The sequence below is a fragment of the Bacteroides sp. A1C1 genome (genome assembly GCF_004328515.1).
Taxonomy (GTDB): Bacteria; Bacteroidota; Bacteroidia; order Bacteroidales; family Bacteroidaceae; genus Bacteroides; species Bacteroides uniformis.
In genome coordinates, this window is record NZ_CP036491.1 from 1,686,011 (window position 1) to 1,706,722 (window position 20,712).

Sequence of the window (20,712 nt, forward strand, 5' to 3'; positions counted from 1 at the left end):
TAGACCTATGCTATTATGATAACTTTCCATATTTGCAGTAGCTTTTGATAACAGTTATTTTTAAATCTTAAATTAAAGTTTATGAAGTTACACGCAAATGTATGCTCTCAATGGGAATGGACAAAATTGAGACAATTGCTTGTTATCGTGTTACTAGGTTTGGGTATTGTTTCCACGTATGGACAAACCAAAACAGTATCCGGTATCGTTAAATCAGAATCGGGCGGTGAGCCACTTGTAGGAGCCACCGTCAAAGTGAAAGAAACCAATACGGGCGGCATTACCGACATCGACGGCCGTTACACCATCCAGGCAAATCTGGGACAAACATTGATAGTCTCTTACATCGGCTACCGCACCAAAGAGGTGAAAGTAGAGCGCACCACCCGCATCGACATACTGCTGCAAGAAGACAATGAGATGCTGGACGAAGTAGTAGTAGTGGGATACGGTACGATGAAACGCAGTGACCTGACCGGTTCCGTAGTCAGCGTGACGGGTGACGAACTGAAAAAGTCCGTAGTCACCTCGCTCGACCAAGCTTTGCAAGGACGTGCCGCCGGTGTGCAGGTGACCCAGAATTCCGGAACTCCGGGTGGCGGTATCTCGGTCAGCATCCGTGGTATCAACTCCTTGAACGGCAACGAACCGCTCTACGTTATCGACGGTGTAGCCATCTCAGGCAACAACACCAGCAACAACAGCGTGCTCAGTTCCATCAACCCTGCAGACATCGTTTCCATGGAAGTATTGAAAGATGCATCGGCCACAGCCATCTATGGTAGCCGCGCCTCCAACGGTGTAGTACTCATCACCACCCGTCAGGGCGAAGAGGGCAAAACAAAGGTCTCCTACGAAGGTTACTATGCCTTGCAACAGCTTCCCAAGAAACTGGAAACACTGACACTCCCCGAATATGCCGTTTACCAGAACCTCCGCGCCGCCACCATCGGCTTCGGCGCACGCGAAGAGTTCAAAGACCCCTCACTCCTCAGCCGCGGTACCGACTGGCAGAATGAAATCTTCCGCACTGCCCCGATGCACAACCATCAGATAAACATCTCCGGAGGCTCGAAGAGCATGAAATACTCGCTATCAGGCGGCTACATGAAGCAAGACGGTATTGTATTCGGTTCGGACTTCGAGCGTTTCTCTTTCCGTGTCAACATGGACAACGACATCAACAAGTGGCTCACCACTGGCTTGCGTGCCTCCGTAGCCCGTACACAGCAGACCAACAACGTGGACGGTTCGGGTGCCATCTACAATGCCCTGAACCAGCTCCCCGAAGTGCCTGCCCGCAACCCAGACGGCAGTTTCGGTATGCAGACGGAGAACATGTATGGAACTTACTTCTCCAACCCCCTCTCCGACCTTATCCAAAACGAAAACTATAGTCGCAGCACACAAGTCTATGTCAACGCCTTTGCCGACATCAAGCTGTGGAAAGGACTCGTATTCCGTACGGAATATGCCGCCAACTTCAATTACAGCAACGACTATAAGTTTACCCCCTCCTACGACTACGAGCACTTCAAGCAGCAGTCGTCAGCAAGCCGTGGAGCCGGCAACGGAAGCAACTGGACATTGAAAACTTACTTTACTTATAATAATACCTTCGGCAAACACGGCCTCTCTGCCATGCTGGGACACGAAGCGCAAGAAAATAAGTACGAGTCGCTGAGCGGCAGTCGTACCAACTTCCTCTTCAACTCCGTACACGAACTGGATGCGGGCGATGCCACAACAGCAAAAGCCAACAGTTCCCGTGGTTCATCCGCCATCGAATCATACTTCGGCCGTCTGAACTACAACTACAACGACCGCTACTTGCTGACCGCTACGCTCCGTGCCGACGGTTCGTCTTCGTTTGCCAAAGAAAGTCGTTGGGGTTGGTTCCCTTCGGTAGCATTGGCTTGGAAAGTCAATAACGAAGCTTTCCTCAAAGATGTGGAAGCCATCAACTCACTGAAACTCCGCTTGGGTTGGGGTGTGGTAGGCAACCAATGGGCAGGTTCCTATGCCTATGGCGTCACCATGGCTTCGGCAGCCTCCATCTGGGGCACTGGCTTCTATGCAGGCAACTATCCTAATCGTGAACTGAAGTGGGAAGAAACAAACTCCTTCAATGTAGGACTCGACCTCGCCCTCTTCAACAACCGCATAGAGTTCATTGCCGATGCTTATTACAAGAAAACGGACAATCTGCTGATGCAAGCTTCTCTTCCTACCTACGTAAGCGGTCTGATTCGTGCACCATGGGTCAATGCCGGTGCTATGACCAATAAAGGTGTGGAATTTACCCTAAACACGCACAACATCCAGACACGTGATTTCACCTGGACCTCAGGACTCACCTTCTCCATCAACCGCAACGAAGTGACGAAACTCTACTCCGAATCATCCGCTATTTCGGGAATCAACGGTTCGGAAACACTGACCTACACCATGGTGGGCGAACCGGTCGGGCAGTTCTACGGCTATAAAGTAATCGGTATGTTCAAGGAAGAAGGAGATTTCTACAAGAAAGGTGCCGACGGCAACTTCCTGCTCGACGAAACGGGCAACCGCATCCAAGTAGCCATCCCGAAGGACCAGACCATCGGCAAATCGGGCATCTGGGTAGGTGACTACATCTATGAAGACCGCGACAACAACGGTGTAATTGATGAGAAAGACCGCACATTCCTCGGCAATCCGGCACCCAAATTCACGTTCGGCTTCAACAACTACCTTTCTTATAAGGGATTTGACCTCAACATCTTCCTGAACGGCTCGGTGGGCAACAAGGCCATCAACCTGATTCGCCGCACCTTCACCGACCCCATGCGTAACAGTAACCTGCTGAAAGAAGCTACCGACATTGCCCTAATCGCCATGTACGACCCCGAAGTCGGCGACGAGGTACTTTCCAATGTTTACGTGGCCAACGCCGATGCAGCCAAAGTACAACGCATCACTACCAGTAGCGCCAACGACAACAACCGTATCTCCGACCGCTTTGTGGAAGACGCTTCCTATCTCCGCATAAAGAACATCTCGCTGGGATACACCTTCCCACAGAAATGGTTGCGCCATTTGCAGATAGACCATCTGCGCCTCTACGTCAACATCCAGAACCTCTGTACCATCACAGGCTACAAAGGCTACGATCCCGAAATAGGCGCCTTGAACTACAATGTATTGCTACGTGGTGTGGACGATGCGCGCTATCCTTCGCAACGTATCTATACATTTGGTCTTAACTTCAATTTCTAATGGGCCTAACAAATCATTTATCATTTAAAATCTCAATATAGTTATGAAACACAGATTTTTAACCCTTATATCATCGCTCCTTCTGCTCACAGCATGTAGCGACTCATTTCTGGAACGTGCTCCCGAAGGAAACTATGTAGATGTGACATACTACACTTCCGACAATGCACTCGAACAAGCCACTGCACCACTTTACAACCGTGCATGGTTCGACCTCAACTCCCGCGCTATCGTACCGCTGGGCAGTAACCGTGCCAACGACAACTTCAGTCGCTGGGGAGCTCCCGAGTTCACCAACTTCAAGGTAACAGCCTTAAGTGAAAACCTTGCCAACGCATGGACAGGTTTCTACTCGGTCATTACAATGGCCAATGCCGTTATCAGTGATGTGCAGACCAAATGTAGCAACAGCGTAAGCGAACGTGCCAAGCGTACAGCCATTGCCGAAGCCCGCCTGATGCGTGCTTGTGCCTACTTCTACATGGTCCGCCTCTGGGGACCGGTTATCATCATCGAAGACAACGACAAAGTGGTTGCCAATCCCATGCAACCACTCCACCGCGAAGAAGATGTACTGGAACTCGTTATTCGTGACCTCACTTATGCAACCGAAAATCTTCCTGAAGTGGCAACCGCCAAAGGACGTGCCAGCGCATGGGGGGCAAAAGGCATGCTTGCCAAAGTCTACCTCGCCCGCTCAGGCTGGAAAGGAGGCGCACGCGACAACGCTGACCTGGAGAAAGCCAAGGAACTGGCCGCCGACGTGATAAACAATAGCGGCATCAGCCTTTACGAAAACTATGAAGACCTCTTCAAGTATAAGCACAACAACAATCCTGAATCGCTCATTGCCATGCAGTGGGTGCCACTGGGTGATTGGGGCGTATGCAACACTCTACTTGCCGACCTCGCCGGCAACAGCGAGATGACCGGCGGTGTAAACGTATGGAGCAGCTATCAGGCAAGTATCGATATGCTCCAGCAATATGAGTTGGGCGACACTATCCGCCGCAATGCCACCTTCTGCACACCGGGTACATACTATTCATACATCTGCATTGCCGACGGAGGCTATACATACGATGGCAACACCTCTTGCATTAAAAAAGGTGTACCGGGCGGTCCGGACGACGACAACGACGGTTATGTCCAGTCCATGAACTCTCCTCTCAACACCTACATCCTACGCCTTGCCGATGTTTACCTGACCTATGCCGAAGCTTGTCTGGGCAACAGCGAAGAACTGACTGGAGGCCCCGGCCTGGAAGCATTGAACCAGGTACGCGACCGTGCACGTATCCCTCGCAAGGAACGCGTAACCTTCGAAGACATCATTCGCGAACGCCGCGTAGAGTTCTCGATGGAGTATTGTAACTGGTATGACATGGTATCGTGGTATCACTGGAAACCCGACTACATGCTGAATTACTTCCAGAACCAACACCGCGGCTATACAGTAGACCTCATCGTGAAGGACGAAGACGGTTACCTTCACTTCGGCAAGAAAGAAGGCGACACTTTCCTCGAAGGCATAGAAAATTGGCAGGAACCGGGCGAGAATATCGAAATCCACCACGGCAACATCCTGATGCCTTATCCGGAAAGCGATGTCATCCAGAATCCGCTACTGAACGAAGAACCGGTAGCATACGAATTCAGTGAATAAACCAAGTTATACATTCATTATCTCAAATAACGACTTTAATATGAAATATATACATTTTCCTTTTGTGTTGCTCACCATCCTATTGGCATGCAATCTTTTCACTGCCTGCAACGATGATGAGGGCGGTGGTGTTCCCGTAATCCACCACATCCGTCTTATCGATCCCGAGAAAGCTGACAGTACGTTTACCGATGTAAATCCGGGCACCATGATTGTAGTCATCGGAGAGAATCTGAACGATGTGAAGAAAGTATTTATCAACGAACAAGAAATTTCGTTCAACAGCAACTACGGAACTTCCACTAACCTGATACTTACCATTCCCAGCGAATTGCAACTGACAGGTGCCAATCCGGAACTGAAAGGCGAACTGCGTATCGAGACCTCGCACGGCATTGCCACGTACTCCATGCATGTGCTCTCGCCCGCACCCTACATCACCCGTGTAGCCACAACCTTCCCCGTGGAGGCGGGTACGCCTCTGCGCATCGTGGGCGGTAACTTCTACGAAATTCAGCGTGTCTATTTCACCACTGCCGTGGACGACATCACCGATGCACCTGTTTCAGTAGAAGTGACTGACTACACAGTTAATAGAGACTTCACCGAGATTTCATTCAATGCTCCCGCAGGCCTGATTGATGAAGGCAGCCTGGTAGTGGAGTGCTATACCGCATCCGCATTCACTCCCTTCCGTCGCACAGCCCTCCCGCCGAGTATCAGCAAGGTAAGCTCCATGATGCCTATCACGGGTACTACAGTTACCGTACTGGGACAGAATTTCATGGATATCGCCTCCATCACAATGGGTAACCGCTCGGTAGACCTCTCTACTGTAACCGTAAGCGAAGCCAATGATATGCTTACCTTCACCATGCCGCGTGCACCTCAAGGCACTTGCTCACTCGCCATCACCACCATGGGCGGCACTGCCGAAGTTCCGGGCTTTTATCCTTTGGAGAATGTTGTATTGAACTATGACAACATCGGTTGGTTCTCCTGGGGCGGACAAGCTGCACCCATCACAGCCGACGGCACGGCAGCTCCTTTCTTCTCGGATGGTAAATGCTACAGCATATCAGGCGAACTTTCAGCATGGAACTACTGGTGGGGCCAATTGCAGAACGGTGCCGTATGGGGCATCGACGCAGCCTTCCTGCCTACTAATACACCGACTTCCGAACTGGCTTTGCAATTCGAATGTTTCGTAGCAGTAGAATATGGTGAAGGTCCTGTCTTCCGCATCTACCTAAAAGGGAATGAGGCTCACAACTACACGAACTATCGTCCGGTGAGTGATTTCACCGGGAAAACCGAAGTAGGTCAATGGATGCAGTGCAGCATTCCACTTTCCGAACTGGTAGACGAAGCCACTTGGAGCGAGTTCCAAAAACGTGACGGTGACGAGTTGGCACTCCAGATGACAAACCCTAGCGAAAATGGTCCGTACAACATCGAAATGTATTTTGATAATTTCCGAGTTGTCAAGATACAATAATTCAATAATTTGAATTAAAATCGGGCACGGGATTACACAAAGTGACACCTTCTTTTAAACTCTTAGACGCTGATTCAATTGAATCAGCGTCTAAAAATAAATACACCGAAATTATTAAAACGAAAATTCACCGATACCATGACACAAATCTTCAAGAAAACCTTATTAACCAGTCTGGTTCTATTTCTGATGACAGCTTGCTCTGACGATAAAAAAGAACTGAAAATCATCGTAGAACCTACCTCCTTCCATTTTGAACAAACGGGAGGTAGCAGGAAATTCGGTATCACACCCAATAAACCAGCCACTTTCCAAAGTTCGGAAGCATGGTGCAAAGTAACCTCGGAAAGCAGCACTCCCGTACAAGCAATCTATAACATAACCGTAGAACCCAACACCACGCCCGACGTGCGCAACGCCACCATCACCGTCAGCGTAAAGGAGCACGTACAAGAAATCAACGTGGAGCAGGCAGCCTATATCCAAAGCGATGAACCGGAAAAATACACTGTACGCGAGAACCTCACGACTCACCAACTGATTAACGAAATGGGACTGGGCATCAACCTGGGCAACACGCTGGATGCTGTAGGCGACTGGATAGACCCAAGCAGCATTCTCAATTACGAACAAGCATGGGGAAGTCCCGTTATCACACAAGAAATCATTGAAGGATATGCCAAAGCGGGCTACTCATCCCTGCGTATACCGGTCAGCTGGGGCAATCTGCTGTCCGACGACTTCAAGGTGCATCCCGACCTGATGGACCGCGTAGAGAAAATCCTGAACTGGACCCTCGACTGTGGTATGGTGGCTATCATCAATATCCACCACGAAAACGAATGGATTAAACAAGTACCCACCGACAGCAAAGCAAAAGAAAAATTCACTTCCATCTGGAAACAGATATGCGAACGCTTCGAGAAGTACGGCGACCATTTATTGTTCGAGCCAATGAATGAAATCGGGTACGATGAAATTTGGACCCCGTGGAGCGGTAGTGAAGCCGACAAGGCAAAGGCACTGGGATACGTGAACGACCTCAACCAGCTCTTTGTCGACATAGTAAGAAACAGCGGCGGTAACAACGCCAAACGTCATCTGTTGGTGGAAATCTACAACACCAACTTGGAGTATGCCTACGATCCCTTGTTCAAGATGCCGAACGATCCCGCCAATCGACTTGCTCTTACTGTGCATTACTATACTCCCGCAGACTTTGCCATACTGGGTGGAGGTGAGGTTGTCGACTGGGGTGTAGGCCGAGAAAGCTGGGGAACGGAAGCTGACTTCAAGGAACTGAACGACAATATGGACCTACTAAAGAAGAATTGCGTAGACAAAGGAATCCCCGTCATCGTAGGCGAATATTGCGCCGAGTCCAAAAACAGAACAAAGGAAGTGATAAGGCTCTTCTGTGTTTCTGTAACCGAGGCCATCTACTCGCGCGGTATGTGCCCGATGCTCTGGGACACTCCGGGGGGACAATACAACCGACAGACTTGCCAGTTTGACGATCCTCTCTTCTTAGAAGAGATGATGGCTATTCCTGCTAAATATCAACGGAATTAAGTAAAGATTGATAATCAATAATAAAATAAAAAATGAAAAGAATCAGCAGTTGTTTCGCTAGCCTATTGCTTTCTTGTGCGTTGACTGCACAAGCACAGCAATATCAACTGAATTCACCGGACGGGAAACTAATTGTCAACATCGAAGCCGGAAAAAGCCTCAACTGGGCGATTGCCCACGACGGTACTACCGTTCTCTTGCCTTCGGATATTGCTATGCAATGCACGGAAGCTGAGGGAAAGCCCATTGCTTTCACCTTCGGCAAAGATGTGAAGGTGACCAAAGCTACCCGCACTTCCGTCGACACTTCCTTCCCCACTCCTTTCTACAAAAAGGCGAGTGTGAAGGACACTTATAACCAACTCACTCTGAAATGCCGTAACGGCTATAGCATACAGTTCCGCGCCTACGACGACGGAGCCGCCTATCGTTTTGTTTCCGAACTGCGCAAACCTTTCTGCGTGAAGGACGAGATTGCCGAGTTCAACTTCGACCGCGATTACCACGCTTTCGTGCCCTATATTAACGACAATCGCGCCGGCGAGCGTTACTGCTACTCCTTCGAGTCCTACTACGATGAGGCCCCCCTCTCTCGCATGTACAAAGACTCGCTTGCCATTACTCCGCTGATGGTAGAACTGGAGAACGGAAAGAAAGCCGTCATTATGGAAGCCGGATTGTCCAACTATCCCGGCATGTTCCTCACTGCCAACCCACAGATGCCCCACGGAGTGAAGGCAGAATTCGCCCCCTATCCACTGGAAACAGTCATCGGAGGCTATGACCGCTTGAACCTCGTCCCTACCAAACGTGCCGACGTTATCAGCAAGCCCAACAATGCCCCCTACTTCTGCCCCAACGGGCGTCCCACAGGGAAACAGACCTATCCTTGGCGTGCCGTGCTTGTTGTTACCCACGACACACAACTCGCCAACAACGACATGATGCAACGCCTCGCACCCGAATGCCGCATCGCTGACACATCCTGGATTAAACCCGGAAAAGTGGCATGGGACTGGTGGAATACTTGTAACCTGACCGGCGTGGACTTCAAGGCAGGCATGAATACGCCCACCTATAAGAAATACATCGACTTTGCCGCCGAAAACCAGCTGGAGTATATCATCATCGACGAAGGTTGGAGCGGAAAGGAATCATTAATGGAAGACATCAGTCCCGAAATCAATCTCGAAGAACTGGTGGCATACGGCAACCAAAAGGGCATAGGCATCATCCTCTGGGCAAGCTGGCGCAATCTTACGGGAGGAGGCGACATCTCCCCTGCCGTGGAACAAGTTATCAGCCACTACGCACAAATGGGAATCAAAGGTTTCAAAATTGACTTCTTCGACCGCGACGACCAACTCGCCATCTCTTCTACCGAACAACTCGCAGCATGTGCCGCCAAGCATCACATGTTGCTTGACCTACACGGACTGAAACCCTTCGGCATCCAGCGCGCCTATCCCAACATCCTCAACTTTGAAGGTGTGAAAGGACTGGAAAACAGCAAGTGGGAGCCCATCGTGAACGGTGCACCCTTGCATGACTTCCCGCGCTACGACGTTACCGCCCCCTATCTGCGCCAACTCGCCGGTCCGATGGACTATACGCCGGGAGCTATGGTAAATGCCACCCGTTCCCTGTTCCGCTCCGTCAACGACCACCCCATGAGTCAAGGTACACGTGTACACCAGATGGCTATGTACACCGTCTTCGAAGCACCCTTGCAGATGCTTGCCGACAGTCCCAGCAAATACATGAAGGAACAGGAATGCACCGACTTCATCGCCAAGGTTCCCACTACCTTTGACGAAACCATTGCTCTTGATGGTAAAATAGCCGAATACATCACGATAGCACGCCGCAAAGGAAACACTTGGTTTGTAGGCAGCATGACCAACTGGACTCCGCGTAGCTGCACCATCGACCTCTCCTTCCTCAGCGAAGGCAACTACGAAGCCGAAATCTTTGCCGACGGCATCAATGCCGACCGTGAAGCTACCGACTATAAAAAAGAAGTACGCATCGTCACTGCCAAAGACAAACTCAATGTACAACTGGCACCCGGCGGTGGATGGACAGCACGAATTACAAAAAAATGAATCTGAGAAAACTGTTTCTGCCATTGTGTTCAGTAGCCTTGTGCCTGCAATCCTATGCACAAGACAAATCCTTCCTTAAGGATATGCTCTGGTATATAGACAACCCTTCTGTATTTGAAAAAGGACAAGAGGAAGGACACGCTTGGCATATGCCCGAAAAGAGCATGCTACTGAATGGGACATGGAAGTTTTTCTGGTGCGATACACCGGAAGGGATACCTGCACACTTTTTTAACCCCGAATTCCCGGATAAGCAATGGGGCGACATCAAAGTTCCCTCAAACTGGGAAATGCAAGGTTATGGTGACAAGCTGTTCAGAAATGTATCTGCTCCCTTCGGGGTGAATCCACCACATGCTCCCAAAGAGTATAACCCTACCGGACTATACCGGCGAACATTCAAGGTACCTGCAAGTTGGGCAGCAAAAGACCAGATATTTTTAAGGTTCGAGAAAGTGGCATCCGCTTCTTTTGTATGGGTCAACGGTCATGAAGTGGGCTACAATGAAGGAGCACAAGAACCTGCCGAATACAACATCACTCCTTATTTGAAGCCGGGCGAAAACACGCTGGCTGTCTGTGTACTAAAGTATTCGGACGGCTATTACCTGGAAGGACAAGATTATTGGCGACTGGCCGGAATCTTTGACGACGTATGGTTGTACGCCACACCTGCTGTCAGGATATTCGACTGGCAAGTAATCACAGAGTTTGATAATACGTATACCGATTCGCAGTTAAGTATTCAGGTAAAAATCAAGGACTACCAAAAGAAGCCAAATGAGAATTATGGATTGAAAGCTTACTTAAAGGATAAAAACGGCAAGATTATCTGTAACTTTTCCGCAGCTCCATTTGAAATGGACGCTGCGGAAAAGACAATACAGTTGCATACCTTGGTACAAGAACCCCGGAAATGGACAGCCGAGACACCCGAGCTTTATACGCTCGGTCTGGAATTATCCAATCCGGCCGGTCTGCAGAAAGACAAGATAGAAACGGTCATCGGATTCAAAAAGACGGAAATCAAAGACGGTGTTTTTTATCTTAACGGTATCCCACTGAAAGTCAATGCACAAAATTCGCACATGCAGCATCCCGAAGAGGGACATGTCATGGACGAAGCCACCATACGCAAGGATTTTGAATTGTTGAAACAGTTTAATTTCAATGCCGTACGTACCTCTCACTATCCTCCGGTGAATAAGTATTTGGAACTGGCCAATGAATACGGGCTTTATATCATAGACGAGGTGGGCGATGAAGCCCATGCCTCGGAATGGATTTCAAGTCTCCCGGAATACGAAGAGATGTATCGCGAGCGATGCCGCAGAATGGTGTTACGGGACAGAAACCATCCCTGCGTCTTGTTCTGGAGCGCAGGAAACGAAAGCGGTGAAGGTATCAACATTACCCACACCATTGAAGAAGGGAAATCGCTGGACCCCACCCGCTTCTGGATGTATGGCGGAAATGCATTCTCCCATCCGGCAGAAGATATTATCGGACCCCGTTACCCTACTCCTATGGAACTGGAAATGCAGGTAGGCATAGGAGAGGATTCCCGACCATCGTTTATGGATGAATACTTATCGGTTGCAGGCAATGCCGGCGGTGCCCTGGACGATTATTGGGAAGCCATCTACCGACATCCCCGCCTGATAGGAGGGGCCATCTGGGATTTTGTAAGTCCGGGACTGACCGAACGGATAAGGCAAGTGGACGACCTTTCGCCCTTCCATACTCCCGCCCATCTGATGGGAAATGCCCGCTTGGTGAAGGAAGGAAAGAACACGGTGCTGGACTTGAACGGTCACGACCAATGGGTAGAGGTCTATCGTGCAGACAATGTGGAGTTGAACAGTAATGAACTGACACTCACTTGCAGAATCTACCCCCGGAAACTGGTAAGCAGTTGCGGCTCATTCATCACAAAAGGCAATTATCAGTTCGGGCTGCAACAACGCGGTAAAGACAAACTGGAATTTTATATCTATACTGATAAAAAGCATTCCGTATGCGCCTCCTTGCCTACTGACTGGGAATACAACTGGCATCAAGTGACGTGCGTCTACGACGGACAGAAAATGTCCATCTATATAGACGGAGCAGAAAAGGCCTCCACACAAGCATCGGGCAATATCCGGAACTTCCCCTACCCCGTCAACATCGGTCGGAATGCAGAAACACACGGCCAAGAGACTTCGGTCTACATCTGCGATGCTCAAATGGACGAAGTCGGCATTTTCGCCAAGGCACTGACTTCCTCTTTTCACCCGGAAGAAGCCGCTCTGTGGCTAGATTTTGAGCAAGAGACGGAAAATGGTACATTCTACAGTTACGGCATCGGTGCACGTACGTACGGCAGCATCTGGCCCGACCGTAGCGTACAGCCCGAAATGTGGCAAATGAAGAAAACCGGACAACCTCTTTCTTTTTCCATGTCGGATGTGACAGAGGGAGTCGTTGAGTTATGGAATCGCAATCATTATACAAATGCTTCCCGATATGCCATACGATGGGAATTGAAAGAAGATGACAAGGTTATTCAATCGGGCGACTTGGCACTCTCAACAGCGCCGCTTAGCCAAGAGCTGGTGCACATACCTTATAAGAAGCCAGCCCTGATTCCCGGCAAAGAATACCGCCTGATGCTTCATGCCGTCCTGAAAAAAGATGAATTGTGGGCAAAAGCCGGACATGAGGTGGCATGGGAAGAACTTGAACTGCCTTGGAGCCTGCCATGCTCTTCGGAAGAAAAGGCTCAAGGCATACCTTCCTATTCACTTTCGGAGAAAGAATTGGTTGTCTCCGGAGATGGCTTCAAATATGTATTCAACCGTACCGACGGACAACTGACGTCGATGGTTGTTCAAGATATGGAACTGCTGGAATCACCGCTCCGGCTGAATCTTTGGCGTGCCCCGCTGGCCAATGAGCTGGACAACTGGAATGCCTCCAGCGCCCGCTCCTCCAACTGGAAAGAAGGTTACGAATACACGGTAGCCACAGAAATGTATTCTGCAGGGATTGACCGCCTGACACATCAGCCCCTCTCTTTTTCGGTGTCCGAAACCACCGAAGGCGTACATATACACATCATTGATGCGGAATTGATGGGCAAAGGAGAAAAAGAGAAAAAAGACCTCTACATCGAAGGAGTACAGAACAACGGCATCATCAACCACTATGAGTATATTATCAATAGTGAAGGGACGATAGAGATACGCCATGTATTGAAGCCTGAAGGGAAAATGCCGCTTTGGTTTCCTCGCATAGGACTTACGCTGACCGTAAGCGATGCGCTCGACCAAGTGAAATGGTACGGCCGAGGACCGCAAGAGAACTATCCGGACCGGAAAACCGGCTATCCGACGGGGATATATGCCTCTACCGTACAAGCTATGTACGAGCCCTATCTAATGCCACAAGATTACGGATTGCGGACAGATGTACGCTGGCTGCAACTGACCACGGACAAAGGCATCGGCCTTCAATTCAAGATGAACGAATGGTTCAACTTCAACATTTATCCGTACAGCACAGACAATCTGACGAAAGCGATGTATACCTACCAATTGCAGAAGCAGAAAGGCATGACCCTGAATCTCGATTATGCCACTACCGGGGTCGGCTGTACGGCCCGCGGTGTATTCGGTGCTTACAAGGCAATGCCGCAGGAATATCGGAGAACCATCAGCATAAGACCTATGATGAAATAAAAATATTGTATCGGACTGGTAAGATTATGAAAAACAAAAATTACTTTATTCTATTAGTGTTGTTTTTAAGCGCTTTACAAATAAAAGCGCAGTATTCATTCGACAACGTGCTTTATGGTGCAGCCTACTATCATGAATATATGCCCTATGAGCGACTGGATGAAGATATCCGGCTGATGAAAAGAGCCGGCCTGACAGTAGTGCGCGTTGGAGAATCTGCCTGGGGAGTATTTGAGCCGCAAGAAGGAAATTTTGAATTTGAATGGATGGACCACATTCTGGACAAGATGCATGCAGCAGGAATCAAAGTCATCTTGGGAACTCCCACCTATTCCATTCCTGCATGGCTGGCATACAAACACCCGGAAGTGCTGGCAGAACACACCAAAGGAAACAAAGCCTATTATGGAATCAGACAGAACATGGATTTTACAAACCCGACCTACCAATTCTATTGCGAACGGATTATCCGCAAGATGCTGGAAAGATATGCACAGCATCCGGCAGTCATCGGGTATCAAGTGGACAACGAAACAGAAGCGCGCGGAGTAAACAACAGAGACTATTTCTTCGGATTCAGGAACTACATCAAACAGAAATTCAACAATGACCTGAACCTGCTTGCCAAGGAATGGGGGCTGAACTACTGGGGAATGAACATCAATACCTGGGAAGAATTCTATCGGCGCGATGGAGTGACAAGCCCCTCGTACAAGAATGAATGGGAACGCTATAACCGGAAAGAAGTGGCCGATTTCCTGAATTGGCAGTGCGACCTTGTAAATGAATACAAGCGTAAAGACCAATTTGTCACCCACTGCTTTATGCCCGACTTCCATAATATAGACCAAGTGGAAAGTTTCAGGCAGATGCAATATCCTGCCATCAATGTCTATCACGATGTACAGGATAAACAAGACGGCCAGCGCATCGCTTATGCCGGTGACTTCGTGCGCACCGTGGCCGACAACAATTACATCGTCATGGAAACCAACGCACAAGGCATTGGCTGGGATGCCCGCACCCAGTTTCCTCCCTACGACAACCAGTTGCGGCAGAATGTGTACGCACATTATGCTTCCGGAGCCAATATGGTGGAATACTGGCACTGGTCTACCCTGCACTACGGGCAGGAGACATACTGGCGAGGCGTGCTGGGCCATGACCTCCAGCCCAACCGCATATACAAGGAATTCACCACCACCGCCAAAGAGTTGGAAAGAATAGGCAGCCACATCGCGAACCTGAAAAAGAAAAACCGGGCGGCTATCCTCTACAGTCATGATTCTTATCATGCTCTCGGCTTCATGCCCTACACTTACAAGAGCAATTATCCCATTGATATGGTGCATAAAGCCCTCTATTTCCAAAACATAGAAACGGACATCATCCCTTGTGACAAGACAACCGATTTCAGCGGATATGACATGCTTGTCATTCCCCCTTTGTATGTGGCTACCGACCAATTGCTATTAGCCATTGATGAATTCGTACAGTCCGGCGGACACGTGGTAATGATGCACAAAAGCAGTTACTGCAATGAGCACTCCGCAGTTCGGGCCACCTTGGCTCCCGGGCCGCTACGCAAAGCCTGCGGCTTCCATTACCAGGAATTCTCCACTATCGGTGACTTATCATTAAAGGATAACCCCTTTCAATTAGAGGGAAAGAACCAGATAAGCGACTGGTATGAATTCCTGATTCCCGAGACAGCCACCCCGTTGGCTTATGCAGAGCATCCGTTCTTCGGCAAATGGCCCGTTGTCACCGAAAACAAGTATGGCAAAGGCAAACTGACCTACATAGGAGCCTACCCTTCGCAGGAATTGCTGAATGCCATCGTGCGAAAGGCAGCCATCCATGCCGGTATCATCTCTTCAGAGAGCGACGTGTTCCCCATCATACAGCGTTCGGGAATAAACAAAGCCGGAAAAGCCATCCGTTACTTCTTCAATTACAGCAGCGAGAGCAAAGAAATCACTCATAACTATCCGACGTCCAAAGAGCTGATTTCCGGCAAGACTGTAAAAGAAGGAGACCATGTAACATTGCCCCCCTGGGGAGTTCTCATCATGGAAGTTTATTGACCATCAGAAAAAATGAGAAAAAATGAGAAAAAAGATATTTGCCTTTCTATTGCTAAGTGCCCTATATGCCGGCGCCCAAGAAGTTCCGGACTGGGAGAATCCTATTGTAGTCGGCATCAACAAAGAGCCGTATCATGCCACACTGACATTGCCTTCGCAAAAAGCCGATTGCAAAGAAATCAGATCCCTGAACGGCAAGTGGCGATTCCAATGGTCTGCCGACCCGGGAAAGCGCCCGGCCGACTTCTACAAGAATGATTTCAATACCGACACATGGGATACCATCACAGTACCGGGAGCATGGCAATTGCAAGGTTATGGGAAACCTATCTATTCCAACGTAAACTATCCCTTCCAGAAGGATGCACCCAAAGTGACAAGCGAGCCTCCCGCCGAATATTACAGCTACGGGCACAGAAATCCCACAGGCTCTTATGTCACCACGTTCGAAGTGACGCCCGATATGAAAGACAAGTGCCTATACCTTCACTTTGAAGGAGTAAAATCGGCCATGTATGTCTGGGTAAACGGAGAGCGGGTAGGCTACAGCCAGAATTCGATGTCGCCTGCCGAGTTTGACATAACCGAATTTGTGAAGAACGGAACCAATCGTCTGGCAGTGGAAGTGTATCGGTGGTCGGACGGCAGTTATCTGGAAGACCAGGACATGTGGCGGCTTAGTGGAATACTCAGGCCGGTAGAGCTATGGGTACGTCCCCGGACAAATATCCGGGACTATAGGTTCAGCAGCGACTTGTCGGACGACATGCGTTCAGCTACATTCGGAACCGAAATTTGGATAAGAAACCAGACCGACCGCAAAGTAAAAGACCTGACCGTAGAAATAAACCTGGTGGGGAAAGACAACAGAGGAAATAAACTCGACAAAAAAATGGTGGCTCCCGTAGGTACTATTCAGGCCTTTTCTGAAACGAGCGTCACGCTGTCCGAAATGCTCCGGGAGCCTCAACTATGGTCTGCCGAGAAACCGCATCTATATGACATCCACATCAAGCTTCGCAGAAAGAATGAACTTTTGGAATCGTTCGAATACCATTGGGGCATACGGAAAATAGAAATCGCGGGAGACGTCTTCAAAGTCAACGGGAAAGCCGTCAAGCTGAAAGGAGTGAACCGTCACGACTTTCATCCCCGTATGGGATTCTTTGTCGACAGCCGGACGATGGAGAGAGATATCCGGTTGATTAAACAAGCCAACATCAACATGATACGCACGTCCCACTACCCACATCTGCCATTGCTGTACGAGCTATGTGACAAGTATGGAATCTACGTAATGGACGAAGCGAACCACGAAAGTCATGCCTACGGTTTGGGGAACAAAGTATTAGGAGACAACCCTCAATGGACACTGGCCCATGTGGACCGGGCAGTAGCCGTGGTGGAAAGGGACAAGAACCATCCGTGCATCCTATTCTGGTCATTGGGCAACGAGGGTGGAAGCGGTGCCAATTTGCGAGCTATGGCAGACACAATCCGTGCCTTAGACCCCACCAGACCGATATACGACGACACAGACCGCACCGTATCCGATGTCTATGACGAAGCCTATCTGCATCCCGACGCTTTGAAGGAACTTGGCGAGAAAATAACCGACCGCCCCGTATTCATGAGAGAGTATGCCTACGCCATGGGAAATTCCATCGGCAACCTCAAGGAGTATTGGGATGTGATTGAAAAGGACGAAAGTATTATCGGAGCTGCCATTTGGTGCTGGGTAGACCAAGGCATTCCTAAAAAGCTTAACGGTGCACCGTTAAGTTTCGGCGAGAGCCCCTCGTCACTCCCATTACTGCCCGATGAATTCTGGGCGTATGGAGGAGATTTCGGGGACTATCCCAACGACGGTCCCACCGGCATTAACGGGTTGGTATCTCCCGACCGGGTGCCTCACCCCCATTACTATGAAGTACAAAAAGTATATCAATACATCAAGTTTGAAAAGAAGGGAACACAGCAAATCAAATTGACCAACGGGTATGCGTTTTCCGATTTGGATGAATTCGATTACAGCTATGAGTGGATATGCAACGGAAAGGCTGTACGCAACGGCGACCTCCACTTGTCCGAAGGGAATCTGCTGGAGGTACTTTCAAGACCGGATAAGTGTGGGGAACTTTGCCTCAATGTATATGCCACGTTGAAGGAATCCACGACGTGGGCAGAGAAGGGCTTCAAAGTTGCCAAGGAACAACTTACGTATCATGACTATGAATTCCCACAATTGAAGGATGACGGCGGGAAGGCCACGTTTAAGGAGACACCCGAAGCGGTGGAAATTATAGCCGCCGATGCCTTGTTCACCATAGAAAAAGGTACCGGTGCTTTGGTGAGTTGGCGAGTCAAGGGAGAAGAGTTGTTGCACAGTGCCTTGGAACCCTATTTTTGGAAACCGGCAAATGACATTCAGGTCCGCAACGGCTACAATGAACGTTTGAGCGCTTGGGAAAATGCAGAGCAAAAACGTATCGTAAAGACATACCAAGCAACCGTAAACGATGGTATGGTGATAGTGGATGCCAGTCTCTCCCTCCCCCGGATAGGAGCCGGTTACCATCTCCGCTACACTGTGGACGGCAAAGGCCGCATACAAGTAGAAGCAACCTATCAGCCTGAAAAGGAAGATATTCCGCTGATGCCCAAATTCGGTATGCGCATGAGAATGCCCTCGGCGCTGAACCGGATAGCCTGGTACGGACGCGGCAAGTTCGAGAACTATCCCGACCGCAAGAGCTCCGCTTTCCTGGGAGTCTACGAGTGTGGCATACACGAATTTATCACGAACTACATCGTACCGCAAGACAATGCCAACCGGTGCGATACACGCTGGTTCATGCTGGGAGACAGTGAGCGATGGAAAATACAAGTCAAAGGCCTGCAACCCCTATGTTTCCGTATATGGCCCTACGGGGAAGAAGACCTGGAAGGGAAAGAGCATGCGCACGAACTGCCCGAACGCGACTTCATCAACCTGAATATCGACTCCAACATACACGGAGTAGGTGGAAACGACGGATGGGGCGCACAGACCATGAAGCCATACACCATTGACGGCAATCGCTCTTACCGGTATGGGTTTATCATGGAGTATATGGACAAAACAGAATAATCCGTTCATCAATGCATTCAAAAAGGGAATAAACATTTTGTAAACAACAATAAAGGTATGAAAAGAAACATCTTTAAAACAATTCTCCTATCTGCCTGCATCCTACAAGGGGGCAGTGCATTGGCACAACAAGAGAAAGCAGAACCGGGCAAGTTCTCACCCACCTGGGAGTCATTGTCCCAATACGAAGTGCCCGAATGGTTCCGCAACGCCAAATTCGGCATATGGGCACACTGGGGTCCGCAATGCCAACCCGAAGCCGGCGACTGGTACGGTCGTGGCATGTACGAAGAGGGTGGTGCTGCCTACAAGTGGCACTTGGAGCATTACGGACATCCTTCGGAATTCGGCTTCAAGGATGTAATCAACGAATGGAAAGCCGAAAAATGGAATCCGGAGAGGCTGGTAGCCCTTTTCAAGAAAACCGGTGCCCGATATTTCTTTGCCATGGGCAACCATCACGACAACATGGACTTGTGGGACAGTAAATACCAATCATGGAACTCCGTCAACATGGGCCCCAAGCGAAACGTACTGGGCGAATGGGAGAAAGCGGCCCGCAAAAACAAACTGCCCTTCGGTGTCAGCATCCACTCCTCCCATGCTTGGACATGGTATGAAACTGCACAAGGAGCCGACAAGAAAGGCCCATACGCAGGAATCTCCTACGATGCCCGCGTAGTGACTAAGGAAGACGGCAAGGGAAAATGGTGGGAAGGCTACGACCCGCAAGAGCTATACGTACAGAATCATGCCCTGAGCGGACATGCTTGGGTGGCATGGGACTGGCCCGAAGGAACCTCTGTCCCCCCGCAGAGTTACTACGACAACTTCTTCGACCGCACAGTGGACATGATAAACAAATATCATCCCGACCTGGTCTATTTCGACGACAGCGTACTCCCCTTCTGGCCCATCAACGATACGGGGCTGAAAGTCGTGTCGCACTACTATAACCAAAACATGAAGCTTCACAAGGGCAATCTCAATGCCGTAGTCTTCGGAAAGAAGCTGGAAGCTAAACATAAAGAGGCCATCGTATGGGATGTAGAAAAAGGGGTTCCATCGGAATGCCAGGACAAGGCGTGGCAAACCTGTAGTTGCCTCGGTACTTGGCACTATAACCGCTCTGCTTACGAAGACAACTGGTATAAATCAGCCGAGACCGTCATCCACATGCTCATTGACATCGTCAGTAAAAATGGCAACCTATTACTAAGCGTACCAATGAAAGGAAACGGCACCATCGACGACAAGGAAGAAAAAATTCTGGAAGACATAGCCGCCTGGATGGAGGTGAACGGAGAAGGAATATTCGACACACGTCCCTGGTGTATTTATGGTGAAGGTCCCTCCACAGAAACAGCAATACCTTTGGACGGAGCAGGATTCAACGAAGGCAAGAACGCACCCTACACTTCTGCCGACATCCGGTTTGTGAAAAAAGGGAAATACTTGTATGCCCATATCATGAAATGGCCCTCAGACGGAAAAATACAGATAAAATCACTGGCTACCGGCAGTCCCTACTGCAAAGGAGAAATCGAAAAAGTAGAATTATTAGGAGGTGGAAAGGCAAAGTTCAGAAGAACTTCCAAAGGCTTGCTTATTGACCTTCCCAAAGACAAGACACCCAATCCTATTTCTTTGGTACTGAAAATCACTAACCGTTAA

The 20,712-nt window shown here is 49.4% G+C and carries 9 protein-coding genes; all 9 read left to right on the plus strand.

The window, feature by feature from the left end; all coding sequences use genetic code 11:
- Window positions 1–81 precede the first annotated feature (81 nt).
- The 9 genes from EYA81_RS07020 (at window position 82) to EYA81_RS07060 (ending at window position 20,712) form a co-directional block, all read left to right on the plus strand.
- A complete protein-coding gene (locus EYA81_RS07020; RefSeq protein ID WP_131225558.1) occupies window positions 82–3,258 on the plus strand; it encodes a TonB-dependent receptor in 3,177 nt (1,058 codons plus the stop codon).
- Between the two features lie 43 nt (window positions 3,259–3,301).
- Window positions 3,302–4,924: a RagB/SusD family nutrient uptake outer membrane protein gene (locus EYA81_RS07025; RefSeq protein ID WP_131225559.1), complete on the plus strand. Its 1,623-nt coding sequence runs from the start codon at window positions 3,302–3,304 to the stop codon at window positions 4,922–4,924.
- 40 nt (window positions 4,925–4,964) lie between these two features.
- Window positions 4,965–6,422: a glycan-binding surface protein gene (locus tag EYA81_RS07030; protein WP_131225560.1), complete on the plus strand. Its 1,458-nt coding sequence runs from the start codon at window positions 4,965–4,967 to the stop codon at window positions 6,420–6,422.
- A 138-nt stretch (window positions 6,423–6,560) separates the two neighbouring features.
- Window positions 6,561–7,994, plus strand: coding sequence for a cellulase family glycosylhydrolase (locus EYA81_RS07035; protein WP_131225561.1), 1,434 nt, complete (start codon window positions 6,561–6,563; stop codon window positions 7,992–7,994).
- 32 nt (window positions 7,995–8,026) lie between these two features.
- Window positions 8,027–10,099, plus strand: a complete 2,073-nt coding sequence (locus EYA81_RS07040) for a glycoside hydrolase family 97 protein (RefSeq protein ID WP_131225562.1) — start codon at window positions 8,027–8,029, stop codon at window positions 10,097–10,099.
- A complete protein-coding gene (locus EYA81_RS07045; RefSeq protein ID WP_227186681.1) occupies window positions 10,096–13,821 on the plus strand; it encodes a glycoside hydrolase family 2 TIM barrel-domain containing protein in 3,726 nt (1,241 codons plus the stop codon). The genes EYA81_RS07040 and EYA81_RS07045 overlap by 4 nt, the downstream gene beginning before the upstream one ends.
- A 26-nt stretch (window positions 13,822–13,847) precedes the next feature.
- Entirely contained in the window at window positions 13,848–15,908 is a 2,061-nt protein-coding gene (locus EYA81_RS07050; RefSeq protein ID WP_008662743.1) for a beta-galactosidase, read from the plus strand.
- Window positions 15,909–15,930: 22 nt separating this feature from the next.
- Window positions 15,931–19,038, plus strand: a complete 3,108-nt coding sequence (locus tag EYA81_RS07055; RefSeq protein ID WP_131225564.1) for a glycoside hydrolase family 2 TIM barrel-domain containing protein — start codon at window positions 15,931–15,933, stop codon at window positions 19,036–19,038.
- Window positions 19,039–19,095: 57 nt separating this feature from the next.
- Window positions 19,096–20,712: an alpha-L-fucosidase gene (locus EYA81_RS07060; RefSeq protein WP_035447050.1), complete on the plus strand. Its 1,617-nt coding sequence runs from the start codon at window positions 19,096–19,098 to the stop codon at window positions 20,710–20,712.